Annotated in this window: 16 protein-coding genes, 2 pseudogenes and 1 other annotated feature (1 of these 19 running past the window's edge); of the genes and pseudogenes, 14 read left to right on the top strand and 4 right to left on the bottom strand. The window is 40.3% G+C overall.

What is annotated here, in order from left to right; genetic code table 11:
* Positions 1-85 (top strand) — a sequence feature (ribosomal protein L10 leader region); it begins 51 nt to the left of the window's first position.
* A 38-nt stretch (positions 86-123) separates the two neighbouring features.
* The 4 genes from rplJ to AB2B49_RS04275 all read left to right on the top strand — a co-directional run bounded on the left by rplJ (position 124) and on the right by AB2B49_RS04275 (position 2,813).
* Positions 124-624, top strand: a complete 501-nt coding sequence (rplJ, locus tag AB2B49_RS04260; protein WP_001287274.1) for a 50S ribosomal protein L10 — start codon at positions 124-126, stop codon at positions 622-624.
* A 74-nt stretch (positions 625-698) separates the two neighbouring features.
* Complete coding sequence (rplL, locus tag AB2B49_RS04265) at positions 699-1,067, top strand: 50S ribosomal protein L7/L12 (RefSeq protein ID WP_001196964.1); 369 nt, start codon at positions 699-701, stop codon at positions 1,065-1,067.
* A gap of 412 nt (positions 1,068-1,479) precedes the next feature.
* Positions 1,480-2,382 carry a DUF2268 domain-containing putative Zn-dependent protease gene (locus AB2B49_RS04270; RefSeq protein WP_049505680.1) on the top strand — a complete coding sequence of 301 codons (903 nt, stop codon included), beginning with the start codon at positions 1,480-1,482 and terminating at the stop codon, positions 2,380-2,382.
* A gap of 62 nt (positions 2,383-2,444) precedes the next feature.
* Positions 2,445-2,813, top strand: coding sequence for an EXLDI protein (locus AB2B49_RS04275; protein ID WP_000559015.1), 369 nt, complete (start codon positions 2,445-2,447; stop codon positions 2,811-2,813).
* 101 nt (positions 2,814-2,914) lie between these two features.
* Here the strand turns inward: AB2B49_RS04275 and AB2B49_RS04280 are convergent, their stop codons facing one another.
* Both AB2B49_RS04280 and gdhA read right to left on the bottom strand, forming a co-directional pair.
* Positions 2,915-3,400: a GNAT family N-acetyltransferase gene (locus tag AB2B49_RS04280; RefSeq protein ID WP_049505679.1), complete on the bottom strand. Its 486-nt coding sequence runs from the start codon at positions 3,398-3,400 to the stop codon at positions 2,915-2,917.
* 31 nt (positions 3,401-3,431) lie between these two features.
* Positions 3,432-4,778 (bottom strand): NADP-specific glutamate dehydrogenase, encoded by a 1,347-nt coding sequence (gdhA, locus tag AB2B49_RS04285; protein WP_000199520.1) that lies wholly within the window; start codon positions 4,776-4,778, stop codon positions 3,432-3,434.
* A 205-nt stretch (positions 4,779-4,983) separates the two neighbouring features.
* On the opposite strand from gdhA, the gene AB2B49_RS04290 reads away from it, so the two are divergent.
* The 7 genes from AB2B49_RS04290 to AB2B49_RS04320 all read left to right on the top strand — a co-directional run bounded on the left by AB2B49_RS04290 (position 4,984) and on the right by AB2B49_RS04320 (position 11,480).
* Positions 4,984-5,919, top strand: coding sequence for a dihydroorotate oxidase (locus AB2B49_RS04290; protein ID WP_071851082.1), 936 nt, complete (start codon positions 4,984-4,986; stop codon positions 5,917-5,919).
* A gap of 32 nt (positions 5,920-5,951) precedes the next feature.
* Positions 5,952-6,989, top strand: coding sequence for a DNA polymerase III subunit delta (gene holA / locus AB2B49_RS04295; RefSeq protein WP_071851080.1), 1,038 nt, complete (start codon positions 5,952-5,954; stop codon positions 6,987-6,989).
* Positions 6,990-7,058: 69 nt separating this feature from the next.
* Positions 7,059-7,664, top strand: coding sequence for a superoxide dismutase SodA (gene sodA, locus AB2B49_RS04300; protein WP_049505675.1), 606 nt, complete (start codon positions 7,059-7,061; stop codon positions 7,662-7,664).
* A 155-nt stretch (positions 7,665-7,819) separates the two neighbouring features.
* Entirely contained in the window at positions 7,820-8,350 is a 531-nt protein-coding gene (locus AB2B49_RS04305; protein ID WP_001224364.1) for a YutD family protein, read from the top strand.
* Positions 8,351-8,370: 20 nt separating this feature from the next.
* Complete coding sequence (gene rlmN / locus AB2B49_RS04310; RefSeq protein WP_000804759.1) at positions 8,371-9,456, top strand: dual-specificity RNA methyltransferase RlmN; 1,086 nt, start codon at positions 8,371-8,373, stop codon at positions 9,454-9,456.
* Position 9,457: 1 nt separating this feature from the next.
* The gene (locus AB2B49_RS04315; protein WP_049505673.1) at positions 9,458-9,937 is read left to right on the top strand and encodes a VanZ family protein; all 480 of its coding nucleotides are present in this window, start codon (positions 9,458-9,460) and stop codon (positions 9,935-9,937) included.
* Position 9,938: 1 nt separating this feature from the next.
* Entirely contained in the window at positions 9,939-11,480 is a 1,542-nt protein-coding gene (locus tag AB2B49_RS04320; RefSeq protein WP_000025356.1) for an ABC-F family ATP-binding cassette domain-containing protein, read from the top strand.
* A gap of 42 nt (positions 11,481-11,522) precedes the next feature.
* Here AB2B49_RS04320 and AB2B49_RS04325 read toward each other — a convergent pair whose 3' ends face one another.
* Together AB2B49_RS04325 and AB2B49_RS04330 are read right to left on the bottom strand one after the other, a co-directional pair.
* Complete coding sequence (locus AB2B49_RS04325; RefSeq protein WP_000600216.1) at positions 11,523-11,762, bottom strand: zinc-ribbon domain-containing protein; 240 nt, start codon at positions 11,760-11,762, stop codon at positions 11,523-11,525.
* A 27-nt stretch (positions 11,763-11,789) separates the two neighbouring features.
* A pseudogene (locus AB2B49_RS04330) lies at positions 11,790-12,230 on the bottom strand (peptidylprolyl isomerase); the annotation flags it as partial.
* On the opposite strand from AB2B49_RS04330, the pseudogene AB2B49_RS04335 reads away from it, so the two are divergent.
* The 3 genes and pseudogenes from AB2B49_RS04335 to AB2B49_RS04345 form a co-directional block, all read left to right on the top strand.
* A pseudogene (locus tag AB2B49_RS04335) lies at positions 12,223-12,378 on the top strand (YdbC family protein); the annotation flags it as partial. The pseudogenes AB2B49_RS04330 and AB2B49_RS04335 sit on opposite strands and share 8 nt — an antisense overlap.
* Positions 12,379-12,709: 331 nt before the next feature.
* The gene (locus AB2B49_RS04340; protein WP_049505672.1) at positions 12,710-13,048 is read left to right on the top strand and encodes a hypothetical protein; all 339 of its coding nucleotides are present in this window, start codon (positions 12,710-12,712) and stop codon (positions 13,046-13,048) included.
* A 14-nt stretch (positions 13,049-13,062) separates the two neighbouring features.
* A complete protein-coding gene (locus AB2B49_RS04345) occupies positions 13,063-13,500 on the top strand; it encodes a G5 domain-containing protein (protein ID WP_257612641.1) in 438 nt (145 codons plus the stop codon).
* The last annotated feature ends 1 nt before the right edge of the window (position 13,501 follow it).

Consider the following 13,501-nt stretch of genomic DNA (forward strand, 5'->3'; position numbering starts at 1 on the left):
TCCTACCGAGGACAAAACGTATCATGTAAAAAGAAGCGTATTGTACTTTCGTGTCTAGGTTTGGGCGCGTTTTTCTTTTGGAAAAATTCCCCAAGCAAAATAATTACGGAGGTGAACACACTAATGAGTGAAGCAATTATTGCTAAAAAAGCGGAACTAGTTGACGTAGTAGCTGAAAAAATGAAAGCTGCTGCATCTATCGTCGTTGTAGACGCTCGTGGTTTGACAGTTGAGCAAGATACAGTTCTTCGTCGTGAGCTTCGTGGAAGCGAAGTTGAGTATAAAGTCATTAAAAACTCAATCTTGCGTCGTGCAGCTGAAAAAGCTGGTCTTGAAGATCTTGCATCAGTATTTGTTGGACCATCTGCAGTAGCATTTTCTAACGAAGATGTTATCGCACCAGCGAAAATCTTGAACGACTTTGCTAAAAACGCTGAAGCACTTGAAATCAAAGGTGGTGCAATCGAAGGCGCTGTCGCATCTAAAGAAGAAATCGTTGCTCTTGCAACTCTTCCAAACCGCGAAGGACTTCTTTCTATGCTCCTTTCTGTACTTCAAGCGCCAGTGCGCAACGTTGCTCTTGCAGTCAAAGCGGTTGCAGACAACAAAGAAGACGCAGCTTAATCTTAAGCTACGCAGCGTAGCTTAGCTACGAAAAAACGATTATAAAATTAAAAACTTATTTGGAGGAAATAACAATGGCATTGAACATTGAAAACATTATTGCTGAAATTAAAGAAGCTTCAATCCTTGAATTGAACGACCTTGTAAAAGCTATCGAAGAAGAATTTGGTGTAACTGCAGCTGCTCCTGTAGCTGTTGCTGCAGCTGGTGCTGCTGACGCTGGTGCTGCTAAAGACTCATTTGACGTTGAGTTGACAGCTGCTGGTGACAAAAAAGTTGGCGTTATCAAAGTTGTACGTGAAATCACTGGTCTTGGACTTAAAGAAGCTAAAGAACTTGTTGATGGTGCACCAGGTGTCATCAAAGAAGGCGTTCCAACTGCAGAAGCTGAAGAAATCAAAGCTAAATTGGAAGAAGCTGGAGCTTCAGTTACTCTTAAATAATAGAGCAACTACATTAGTAGCTTAAAAAAACATATAAAACCGCTATTCTTAGGAGTAGCGGTTTTTCTTTTTATCTTTCATGGGGAACAAATGGGGCAAACTAATTATATAGTATATCTAGGAGACAAACAAGTTTTGAATAATAGGTTTTCCATAAAAAATGATACAAGTTTTTACCCTTCAGGATTTATTTTTTTCTGCTATCATCATTCCTATGAACAGTAGAAAAGTAAGTTTTTAATTTATTGATACTCCGGATATTATAATCTCAGTATTAAAGAACTTTATTGAAGGTAATTTTCGAACGGTTTGAGGTAATTTCAATGAAATTTTAATAGATATTTCAATTTTCTTCTTGACCCTGACCTTAGGGAAGGGATTATACTAATAGTAGATAAGAAAGGAGTTTATTATGCAAATCAATACGATTCGTTCAGATAAAGTTTATCAGGAGATGCTCGAGCTTCCTTTAGAAAAGAGAGAAGGTCTCTTTCGAGCTAAGATTTTAGCACCTTTTGCTTCCAAATACCAAACTCAACACATTCCTCTGAAAGCGAAGTATCCTGGAGGATTTGATGCTCTATTTTTACTTGGATTTATGAATCAGTTGCCCGCAACTCTCTCGGAAGAGGATAGACCAGCTATCAACGCTCTGAGCTCTGATCAACTCTGGCAGGACTGCCAGGAAACCATCAAGAGGAGTATCGGTCTTTTTAAGCAAGCTGGCTATGATTTAGAGGTTGAGGATTACCATTTTACTATTTTATTGGGCAACCCTGAAAAGGCCATGTTACAGCTCCATAAGGGTTACAGCGGAGATGGTGGAATCCCAGGTTATCTCATGTTAAGCATACTGCCTAATGACTATACTTTGCCACGTATTCAAGCGGCATTGGCTCACGAGTGCAATCACAATGTCCGCTTCCAATTTATCAAATGGAATCAGCAGACGACACTAGCAGACTGGGTAGTTAGTGAAGGATTGGCAGAGTCTTTTGCTGCTGAGCTCTATGGCAAGGAGCTCATTGGACCCTGGGTTACTTCAACCAGTCCAGAGCAATTAGAGGAGATTAAGCCCATCATCTCAAGTCAGCTTCAGCTAACAGGGATGGCGGAAATGGCTCCTTATCTCTACGGTGATGAAATTGCAGAGATTCAAGGTCAGATACCGGTTGGTATGCCTTATGCTGCGGGCTATGCTTATGGCTATCATCTTATACAAGCTTATCTGAAAAGAACAAGCAAGAGCATTATTGAGGCCACAGTAACACCAACAGAAGAGATTTTAGAGGCGACTGAAGACTTTTGGAAATGACACTTTTGTTTGAAAATTTGCCAGAACATGATATAATGTAGGTGATTTCAGGAGGTGATAGTATGCACTATAAAAGAATTGAATTGAAGGTGACAGATCAAGGAATTCATGAGCGCAAGATTTTTCAAGGTGTTAAAATTTTTAGCCGTAGCAAGTTATCTAAAGATCAGAAAAGCATTCTAACACAGAAGCTTTACCTGACTCCGAAGCAAAACATCGTTTACTATCAACGGACAGATGTCAACTATGACCAGAACTGGCAGCATAATAAGGACTATTACGAATTAGCTTATGGTCAGTTGGACAGAGAGACTGTTTTTAAGGTTTGTCAAGATTTTGACGAACTAAGTCCTTTTCTGGAAAATGAGCTGCTTGAGAAGCTAAAAGAAAAGCAGTTAACAGGCAAATTTTTTGAAAAATTAGATATATAAAAATCCGGCCGCTTTTATAAGCAGTCGGATTTCTTCTAGTTTGATAGTGCTTAAACAATACCTTTACTATCATAGCATTGGCTACATTAGTATACTGCCATCTATTCATCTGATAAGAGAGATTTTATCATCCAGATATTCATAGCTGGGTGGCCGGCGGCGTTAGCAAGTGGTTGTTGCAGTGATGTGAAACCATAGTGTTGATAGATGGCGACAGCCGTAGCCAGTTCAGTAGAGGTTTCTAGATAAAGCTGTTCATAACCAGCTAGACGGGCTTCCTGGAATATCCGCTTTATCAACCTGCTAGAATAACCTTTGCCACGGCTATTTTTAGTGACATACAGTTTTTGTAATTCAGCAATCTTATCAGACACAGGTGCAAAGCCACCACAGCCAACCAGCTGACCTTCATCTTCCAGAATAAAGTAAGCTGACCTCTCTTGCTGTTGATAGTAGTCGGCCAAATGATCTAGATGAGAATCAAAGTAGACAGTTCCAGGTTTGTCAAGCCCGAATTCTTCAAGACTAGCTCGAATGAGTTGTGCTACAGCTGGATTATCTCTTACTTCCATTGGCCGTAAGTTCATCATTTGTCCTCCGATAGGATGTATCGACTAATTAAACAATACCTTGTGCAATCATAGCGTTTGCTACGTTTTCGAAGGCAGCGATATTTGCTCCTGCAAGGTAGTCAGTACCAAGACCGTATGTTTCAGCAGTTGTTTTAGCTGTATTGAAGATGTTTGTCATGATGTCTTTGAGGCGTCCATCAACTTCTTCACGGGTCCATGAAAGGCGAAGGCTGTTTTGGCTCATTTCAAGCGCTGATACAGCTACACCACCAGCGTTGGCAGCTTTGGCAGGTCCGTAAAGGATTCCGTTTTCTTTGTAGACTTTAATCGCATCAAGGTCACTAGGCATGTTAGCACCTTCAGATACACAGATAACGCCTTGAGCAACCAAACGTTTAGCTGCTTCACCGTTGATTTCGTTTTGAGTCGCACATGGAAGAGCGATGTCGTAGTTACCAGCGTAAGTCCATACAGAACCTTCATGGTAAGTAGCAGTTGCTTTCTCAGCTGCATACTCAGTCAAACGAGCACGGCGTTTTTCTTTAACATCAACCAAAAGATCGAAGTCAATACCATTTTCGTCGATGACATAACCGTTTGAGTCAGATACAGAGATAACAGTAGCGCCGAGTTCAGTCGCTTTTTGAAGAGCATATTGAGCTACGTTACCAGAACCTGAAATAACCACTTTCTTACCAGCAAAACTGTTACCATTAGCTTTGAGCATTTCTTCAGTGTAGTAAACCAAACCATAACCAGTTGCTTCTGGACGAATCAAGCTACCACCAAATCCAAGAGGTTTACCAGTCAAGACACCCGCATCAAATTGGTTAAGACGTTTGTATTGTCCGTAAAGGTAACCAATTTCACGTCCACCAACACCGATATCACCAGCAGGTACGTCAAGAGATGGTCCGATATATTTTTGCAATTCAGTCATGAAGCTTTGGCAGAAGCGCATCACTTCAGCGTCAGTCTTACCTTTAGGATCGAAGTCTGATCCCCCTTTACCTCCACCGATTGGAAGTCCAGTTAAGACGTTTTTAAAGATTTGTTCGAAGCCAAGGAATTTCAAGATCCCTTGGTTTACAGTTGGGTGGAAACGAAGTCCGCCTTTATATGGTCCAACAGCTGAGTTGAATTGAACACGGTAACCACGGTTGACTTGGACTTTACCTTCACGGTCAACCCAAGGAACACGGAAAGAAATCACGCGCTCAGGCTCAGTGATGCGTGCCAAGATGTTTTCTTCGATATACTCAGGGTGTTTTTCAAATACAGGTTCCAAAGTGCTGAAGAATTCTTCAACCGCCTGGAGAAATTCAGCCTCATGCCCGTTACGAGCTTTCACAGTTGCAAACACGCTTTGGATATAGTCTTTAGCAGATGTCATATCGTTCTCCTTTTTGTTGTTATATTTTATTACATGAGCCATTATAGCAGAATTTTTTTTGAGTGTAAAGAAAAAAACAGAAATTTTCTAAAAATTCTTTCAATTTACAAAACCGAACGTTTTATATAGAAATTAGTTTCTCAAAGAGAAAATCTTAAAGTATGGTATAATATTAGAAATAAAAGGAATCTGGAGGATCAGAATCATGGTATCAACGAAAACACAAATAGCTGGCTTTGAGTTTGACAATTGCTTGATGAATGCAGCAGGTGTGGCTTGTATGACGATAGAGGAGCTAGAAGGGGTCAAAAACTCAGCAGCGGGTACTTTTGTTACGAAGACTGCGACCTTGGACTTTCGTCAGGGCAATCCTGAGCCACGATACCAGGATGTTCCACTTGGTTCTATCAACTCCATGGGCTTGCCAAATAATGGCTTAGACTACTATTTGAACTATCTTTTGGACTTGCAGGAAAAAGAGCCAAACCGAACTTTCTTCCTATCTCTAGTTGGCATGTCTCCAGAAGAAACACATACCATCTTGAAAAAAGTGCAAGAGAGTGAATTCAAAGGACTGACAGAGCTTAATCTCTCTTGTCCAAATGTTCCAGGAAAACCTCAGATTGCTTATGATTTTGAGACAACAGATTGTATCTTGGCAGAAGTCTTTGCCTACTTTACCAAACCTCTTGGAATAAAATTGCCACCTTATTTTGATATTGTTCACTTTGATCAAGCGGCAGCTATTTTCAACAAATATCCGCTCAAGTTTGTTAACTGTGTTAACTCTATCGGAAACGGCCTTTATATAGAAGACGAGTCGGTCGTGATTCGTCCTAAAAATGGTTTTGGTGGCATTGGTGGAGAGTATATCAAACCGACTGCTCTAGCGAATGTGCACGCCTTTTACCAACGTTTAAATCCCCAAATCCAAATCATCGGAACAGGTGGCGTTCTGACTGGTCGTGATGCCTTTGAACATATCCTCTGTGGAGCAAGTATGGTGCAGGTGGGAACCACTCTTCACAAAGAAGGCGTCGGTGCTTTTGAACGCATTACCAATGAACTGAAAGAAATCATGGCGGAAAAAGGGTACGAGAGACTAGAAGATTTTCGTGGGAAATTGCGCTATATTGATTAAAGTTAGTAAAAAATCAGAAGAAAGGAGAGATGATGCTAGCCATTGAAGACAGTAAGAAGTTGACTTTATCAAATCTATCTAGCTTGAATCTATTTACAGGGACAGATCAGGGCCAGTTTGAAGTGATGAAGAGTCAAGTGTTGAAACAGATTGGTTATGATCCAGCTGATCTTAACTTTGCTTACTTTGATATGAAAGAAGTAGCCTATAAAGAGTTAGAGTTGGAGTTGGTCAGTCTCCCTTTCTTTGCGGATGAGAAAATCGTAATATTAGACCATTTTGTCGATATCACAACAGCCAAGAAACGTTTTTTAACAGATGATGAGCTCAAGTCATTTGAGGAATACCTTGGTAACCCTTCGCCAACAACCAAGTTGTTGATTTTTGCAGAAGGAAAGTTAGATAGTAAAAGACGGCTGGTCAAATTGCTCAAACGAGATGCGACTGTCTTTGATGCTATTGAACCTAAGGAACAAGAGATTCGTCAGTATTTCCAAAAATGGAGTCAGACACAAGGTCTGCAGTTTGTGGGGCAATCCTTTGAAAATCTACTTCTCAAATCTGGTTTTCAATTTAGTGAAATCCAGAAAAATCTCCTTTTTTTACAGTCTTATAAGTCAGATGGCATGATAGAGGAGAAGGACATTGTCGAGGCTATTCCAAAGACTCTGCAGGACAATATTTTTGATTTGACTCAGCTTATCTTGGGCAAAAAGATCGACCAGGCCCGTGACCTGGTTAGAGACTTGACCTTGCAAGGGGAGGATGAGATCAAGCTCATAGCTGTCATGTTAGGACAGTTTCGAACCTTTACCCAAGTGAAGATTTTATCAGAGACTGGTCAGACGGAATCGCAGATTGCAAGCAGTCTGGGAACTTACTTGGGGCGCAACCCTAATCCTTATCAAATCAAGTTTGCATTGAGAGATTCGAGAGGGATTTCCTTGGCCTTTCTCAAGCGAGCGATTTCTTATTTAATTGAAACGGACTACCAGATTAAGACAGGTGTCTATGAAAAAGGGTACCTGTTTGAAAAGGCACTTTTGCAGATCGCGGCAGAAGCAAATTGAGCAAAAAACTTGAAAAAAGAGGATGATTGCGTTATCATTTTCATATAGAAAGAAAAAGAGGTATTACAGATGGCTATTATCTTACCAGACCTTCCATACGCATACGACGCTTTGGAACCATACATCGATGCAGAAACAATGCACTTGCACCATGACAAACACCACCAAACTTATGTCAACAATGCAAATGTAGCTCTTGAAAAACACCCTGAAATCGGTGAAGACCTTGAAGCTTTGCTTACTGATGTAGATTCTATCCCAGCTGATATCCGTCAAGCACTTATCAACAATGGTGGTGGACACTTGAACCACGCTCTTTTCTGGGAATTGATGACTCCTGAAAAAACTGCTCCATCAGCAGAACTTGCAGCAGCAATCGACGCAACATTTGGTTCATTTGAAGAATTCCAAGCAGCCTTTACAGCAGCAGCTACAACTCGCTTTGGTTCTGGCTGGGCATGGTTGGTTGTCAACAAAGAAGGGAAGCTTGAAGTGACTTCAACAGCAAACCAAGATACACCAATCTCAGAAGGTAAAAAACCAATTTTGGGCTTGGACGTTTGGGAACATGCTTACTATGTGAAATACCGCAATGTACGTCCTGACTACATCAAAGCTTTCTTCTCAGTCATTAACTGGAACAAAGTAGATGAGCTTTACGCAGCAGCAAAATAATAAAATATGGAGGGAAGAATTGTTCTTCTCTTTTTAAAGTTATAAAGCAGAAGTCTGACAGAATCGTCAGACTTTTTTCATTTACAGGATATTCGTGCCAACTTGTAGAAAATATGGTAAAATAGAGTGTTAAGTAATCGTGGAAAAGGAAGACTATGCGTAAAGAAATTGCACCTGAATTATACAACTATAACAAGTTTCCTGGCCCAGAATTTCATGTGAATGGGGATAAGGTTGAGACTGAAGGGATTGCTTTTACCTTGGTTGAAAATATCAAGGATGCTTTCGATGTGACAGTCTTTAATCAACGCTTTTCTGAGGTGTTGACCAAGTTTGATTATGTCGTGGGGGACTGGAGCAATGAACAGCTCCGTCTACGTGGCTTTTATAAAGACGACCGAACAGAGGAAAAAATTGAAAAAATCAGTCGCTTACAGGATTATCTTTTAGAGTATTGTAGTTATGGTTGTGCTTATTTTGTCCTAGAAAACCAAGCACCGAAACGGGCTTCATTTGACAAAAAAATGCGTAAAAAGGATGAGGAGAACCTTCCTAGAAGAGGCAAGAAACCTTCGCAAAATAAGAGAAAACCAAATACGGATAAGCGAAATAGACGTCGTCATAAGGACCAAAAGTCTCAGAAAGAGGACAAGGGACAGCGCCATTTTGTCATTCGTCAGAAATAGATAGAGAATAAGGAGAAGAGATGAAACCTTCTATTTATAGTTTAACACGTCAAACAATGCAAGAATGGGTATTAGAACAAGGGGAAAAGAAATTCCGTGCAGATCAAATCTGGGAATGGCTCTACCGTAAACGTGTGCAGTCATTTGAAGAAATGACCAACCTTTCCAAGGATTTGATTGCTAAGCTCAATGACCAGTTTGTCGTAAATCCTTTGAAACAACGGATTGTACAAGAGTCAGCTGACGGTACTGTTAAGTATCTTTTCGAGTTGCCAGATGGCATGTTGATTGAGACAGTACTCATGCGTCAACACTACGGTTTGTCAGTCTGTGTGACCACTCAGGTCGGTTGTAATATCGGTTGTACCTTCTGTGCGTCAGGCTTGATTAAGAAGCAACGTGATCTTAATAATGGGGAAATCGTAGCGCAGATTATGCTGGTTCAGAAATACTTTGATGAACGTGGTCAGGATGAACGTGTCAGCCATATCGTTGTTATGGGAATTGGTGAACCATTTGATAACTACAACAATGTGTTGAATTTTGTCCGTACCATCAATGATGACAAGGGAATGGCTATCGGTGCTCGCCACATCACTGTTTCAACCTCAGGTTTGGCCCATAAAATTCGTGACTTTGCTAATGAAGGCGTACAGGTCAATCTGGCTGTGTCTCTTCACGCACCCAATAATGAATTGCGCTCAAGCATCATGAAGATTAACCGTGCCTTTCCGATTGAAAAGCTCTTTGCAGCTATTGAGTACTATATCGAAAAAACTAATCGTCGTGTAACTTTTGAATACATCATGCTCAATGAAGTCAACGACGGTGTTGAACAAGCCTTGGAGTTGGCTGAATTGCTCAAGAACATCAAGAAATTGTCTTATGTAAACTTGATTCCTTATAACCCTGTTAGTGAGCATGACCAATATAGCCGTAGTCCTAAAGAGCGCGTGATGGCCTTCTACGATACCCTCAAGAAAAAAGGGGTCAACTGTGTTGTCCGTCAAGAGCATGGTACAGATATTGATGCAGCTTGTGGACAATTACGCTCTAATACAATGAAACGTGATCGCCAGAAGGCAGTCGCAGCGGTAAATCCATAAAATGACTAAAAAAAGAGAATTAATCTTAAGATTGGGAGTGGCTGTTTACAGTCTATGCATTGTCTGTTTTTGTTTTACTCCCCAGCCTCAACTTCCTACAGGAGTGGAAACTCCAGGTATTCAAACTTTTGGACGCCTGGTTTTTCTTTTAACTCCCTTAAACTCCCTTTGGAATCTAGGTGAAGTAACCAGTTTGGGACAAGTTATTTGGATCTTTTTGCAGAACATTTTAAATGTCTTCTTGCTATTTCCTTTGGTTTTTCAACTGATCTATCTCTGTCCAAACTTGCGGCAAACGAAAAAAATCATCCTTCTCAGTTTTCTTCTGAGTCTAGGAATCGAGTGTACACAACTAGTTTTAGATTTTTTATTCGACTTTAATCGCGTCTTTGAGATTGATGATTTGTGGACCAATACCTTGGGAGGCTATCTGGCTTGGCTCCTCTATAAAGGACTGCATAAAAATAAGATAAGGAATTAGAATGAGTATTTTAGAAGTTAAAAATTTAAGTCACGGTTTTGGTGACCGTGCAATTTTTGAAGATGTGTCTTTCCGTCTCCTCAAGGGTGAGCATATCGGCTTAGTCGGTGCCAATGGTGAAGGAAAATCAACCTTTATGAGCATCGTGACAGGTAAGATGTTGCCAGATGAAGGGAAGGTGGAGTGGTCCAAATATGTGACTGCTGGCTATCTGGATCAGCACGCTGTGCTAAAGGAAGGTCAAACCGTGCGTGATGTCTTGCGTACAGCCTTTGATGAGCTATTTAAAGCAGAAGCTCGTATCAATGACCTCTATATGGAAATGGCAGAAGACGGAGCAGATATTGACGCGCTAATGGAAGAAGTTGGCGAACTCCAAGACCGTTTGGAGAGTCGAGATTTCTATACCTTGGATGCTAAGATTGATGAAGTAGCGCGTGCTCTCGGTGTCATGGACTTTGGCATGGATACGGATGTAACTGCCTTATCAGGTGGACAAAGAACCAAGGTGCTTTTGGCTAAACTCCTCCTCGAAAAGCCAGATATTTTGTTGCTTGACGAGCCAACCAACTACTTGGATGCTGAACACATTGACTGGCTCAAGCGTTATCTCCAAAACTATGAGAATGCCTTTGTCCTTATTTCGCATGATATTCCTTTCCTCAACGACGTAATCAATATCGTCTATCATGTTGAAAATCAACAGTTGACGCGTTACTCTGGTGACTACTACCAGTTCCAAGAAGTTTATGCTATGAAGAAATCTCAACTGGAAGCAGCCTATGAGCGTCAACAGAAAGAGATAGCGGACCTCAAGGATTTCGTAGCCCGCAATAAAGCCCGTGTTGCAACACGAAACATGGCCATGTCCCGTCAAAAGAAACTCGACAAGATGGACATCATCGAACTTCAAAGTGAGAAACCAAAGCCATCCTTTGATTTCAAACCAGCTCGTACACCTGGGCGCTTTATCTTCCAAGCCAAGGACTTGCAGATTGGTTATGACCGTCCACTTACTAAACCCTTAAACCTAACCTTTGAACGCAATCAAAAGGTTGCAATTATTGGGGCCAATGGTATTGGGAAAACAACCCTCTTGAAGTCTCTCTTGGGAATTATTCCACCAATCGCTGGGGAAGTTGAACGCGGTGATTACCTAGAACTTGGTTATTTTGAGCAAGAAGTAGAAGGTGGCAATCGTCAAACACCTCTAGAAGCGGTCTGGAATGCCTTTCCTGCCCTTAACCAAGCAGAAGTCCGTGCAGCCCTTGCTCGTTGTGGTTTGACAACAAAGCACATTGAAAGCCAAATTCAGGTCTTATCAGGTGGTGAACAAGCCAAGGTGCGTTTCTGTCTCTTGATGAATCGTGAAAACAACGTCTTAGTGCTGGACGAGCCGACCAACCACTTGGATGTGGATGCCAAGGAAGAACTCAAACGCGCTCTCAAAGAATACAAGGGATCGATTCTTATGGTCTGTCACGAACCAGACTTTTATGAAGGCTGGATGGATCAAATCTGGGACTTTAACAAGCTAACTTAAAAGCAGTAAAAAAGCCAAGTTGAAATGACTTGGCTTTTTTGACTAGTAATTTAAATAGCTTTCAACTTCAGATTTCTCAATTTCTTTACCGTAGTGGCAAATCGGACAAGAAACGAAGTAACTTTTACCATAAGGAAAAAGTGGAATCCAGTAGAGGGTAAATTTGCGTCCAGTTTCGACAATTTCCCACGTGTCGACATTGTTACAATGACCACATTCGATCGCAGTTTGCGTATGTCCCAAATCTTTCTGATAACCTTTAGAACCCCAAAATAAAATCATGTCATCGTCTCCTTATCTGTTGATGGCTTATTTTTTGCTGAAGTCGTAGTCCTTGACCACTTCGATACTATCAATGGTGATAGCAGACGTTGGTTTGTCTTTCTCATCTTTTTCAGCCTTGGCAATCTTGTCAACAACGTCCATGCCATCGATGACTTGACCAAAGACAGGGTGTTTGCCGTCTAGACTAGGATTTCCGCCCTCTTTATAGGCTTCAATGATTTTCTTTGGATACTTGCTTGTAGGGAGTTTAGCAGAAATGTCTGTCGAGTTTTGGTTGATGAAGAACTGGCTACCATTGGTGTTTGGTTGACCAGTGTTAGCCATAGCAAGGGCTCCGCGGATATTGTATAGGTAAGGAGAGATTTCATTTTTGAAACCAGTTCCCTTGTCCTTTGTTTTATCCTTATCATGCCAGATGGATTGGCCACCTGTACCATCTCCCTTAGGATCTCCAGTTTGGACCAAAGAAATCAATCGTGTCAGCTTTAATGGTGCACCGGCGAAGTTTGACATTCGTAGCTGGAGTCCTGACCACACCAAGATGGGGAAAGGAATTACCCTCTCAAATGAAGAATTTCAAATCATGGTGGATGCTTTTAAGGGAGATAAGTAAACAATAAGGAGTGGGATTATCCCACTTTTTTTCATCAAAATTGAAACTATAATTACACCGAAAAAGCTAATTTGAACTAATTTAGTATAGATTATCCACAATATTTTACAAAGGAGTTTTAAGAAAATGTGTGTTAAAATCAAAATAATTAGATAAATTTTGTTTTTAAAAATTAATTGCTTGATAAATCAAAGAAAAACGAATATAATAATATAAATTGGTTTAGTAAAATTAGTTAAGTAATGCACAAAGTTTTAAATCTGTTTTTAGAAGATTAAGATTAAAGTGTAATATTTATATAGATAAGATTAACCTTTAGGAGGAGTTTTATATGGGAGGACTTAAGAAATCCCTGTTTTTGGGTTATTCTCGGTCGTCTGTTCATGAGGTAGTGAATGAACTCAAGTCTCAAGTAAATGAGTTGGAAATCCGTAATTCACAGTTGCTTAAAACCATTGAGGAACTTAAAGATAAAGAACTGTTTGTTTCGGAGGCTATTGTTGAGGCTAAACGTGTATCTATTGATATAATTTCAGAAGCTGAGGTTCAGTCTGAACAGTTAGTTAATGAGATGAAAACTCGAATCGAGCAATCAGTAGAAGGGCTCAAGCAGTTAAAGATTTTACTGCTGCAATTACTGCAGTCGAGTCAACAAAATCTAAGCTTATAGAGAAACCAAAACCGATTGTTGTTGAAAAAGATGAGACCAAGGTAGAAGTTAAAGCATATAAGACTATTCGTCGCGATAATGCAGACCTTGACAAAGGAACTGAAAAGATTGTTCAAGAAGGTAAAGATGGTAGTATCACTACGGTTGAACATGTTGTCTTAGTTGATGGTGTGGAAACTGAACGCGAAGTTGTTTCAACTAATAAAATTGATGCAGTTAATCAAATTATTGAAGTAGGAACAAAAAAAGTAGTCACTCCAGTTAAACCGGTAGATCCAGTTAAACCAGCTGATAAAACTATTAATAATTTGGAAGTGTCTGAAAAAGTACAACTACCAAAGACTGGTACTGAATCAAATATTTGCTCAGCCCTAGGGATTTCACTTATGGCTGTTACAGTTCTTGGTTTATTCTTAAGAGAAAAAGATATAGTAAGAAATAAAAGGAGATAAT

The organism is Streptococcus jiangnanensis (assembly GCF_040888325.1).
Taxonomy (GTDB): domain Bacteria; phylum Bacillota; class Bacilli; order Lactobacillales; family Streptococcaceae; genus Streptococcus; species Streptococcus jiangnanensis.

Excerpts from the sequence above, each read along its gene's own strand:
- AB2B49_RS04275 (WP_000559015.1), top strand. The coding sequence starts at position 2,445 with ATGCACTATAAAAGAATTGAATTGAAGGTGACAGATCAAGGAATTCAT.
- rlmN (WP_000804759.1), top strand. The coding sequence starts at position 8,371 with ATGAAACCTTCTATTTATAGTTTAACACGTCAAACAATGCAAGAATGG.
- holA (WP_071851080.1), top strand. The coding sequence starts at position 5,952 with ATGCTAGCCATTGAAGACAGTAAGAAGTTGACTTTATCAAATCTATCT.
- gdhA (WP_000199520.1), bottom strand. The coding sequence starts at position 4,778 with ATGACATCTGCTAAAGACTATATCCAAAGCGTGTTTGCAACTGTGAAA.
- AB2B49_RS04305 (WP_001224364.1), top strand. The coding sequence starts at position 7,820 with ATGCGTAAAGAAATTGCACCTGAATTATACAACTATAACAAGTTTCCT.
- AB2B49_RS04320 (WP_000025356.1), top strand. The coding sequence starts at position 9,939 with ATGAGTATTTTAGAAGTTAAAAATTTAAGTCACGGTTTTGGTGACCGT.
- AB2B49_RS04340 (WP_049505672.1), top strand. The coding sequence starts at position 12,710 with ATGGGAGGACTTAAGAAATCCCTGTTTTTGGGTTATTCTCGGTCGTCT.
- AB2B49_RS04270 (WP_049505680.1), top strand. The coding sequence starts at position 1,480 with ATGCAAATCAATACGATTCGTTCAGATAAAGTTTATCAGGAGATGCTC.
- AB2B49_RS04290 (WP_071851082.1), top strand. The coding sequence starts at position 4,984 with ATGGTATCAACGAAAACACAAATAGCTGGCTTTGAGTTTGACAATTGC.
- AB2B49_RS04315 (WP_049505673.1), top strand. The coding sequence starts at position 9,458 with ATGACTAAAAAAAGAGAATTAATCTTAAGATTGGGAGTGGCTGTTTAC.
- rplJ (WP_001287274.1), top strand. The coding sequence starts at position 124 with ATGAGTGAAGCAATTATTGCTAAAAAAGCGGAACTAGTTGACGTAGTA.
- AB2B49_RS04325 (WP_000600216.1), bottom strand. The coding sequence starts at position 11,762 with ATGATTTTATTTTGGGGTTCTAAAGGTTATCAGAAAGATTTGGGACAT.
- rplL (WP_001196964.1), top strand. The coding sequence starts at position 699 with ATGGCATTGAACATTGAAAACATTATTGCTGAAATTAAAGAAGCTTCA.
- AB2B49_RS04280 (WP_049505679.1), bottom strand. The coding sequence starts at position 3,400 with ATGAACTTACGGCCAATGGAAGTAAGAGATAATCCAGCTGTAGCACAA.
- sodA (WP_049505675.1), top strand. The coding sequence starts at position 7,059 with ATGGCTATTATCTTACCAGACCTTCCATACGCATACGACGCTTTGGAA.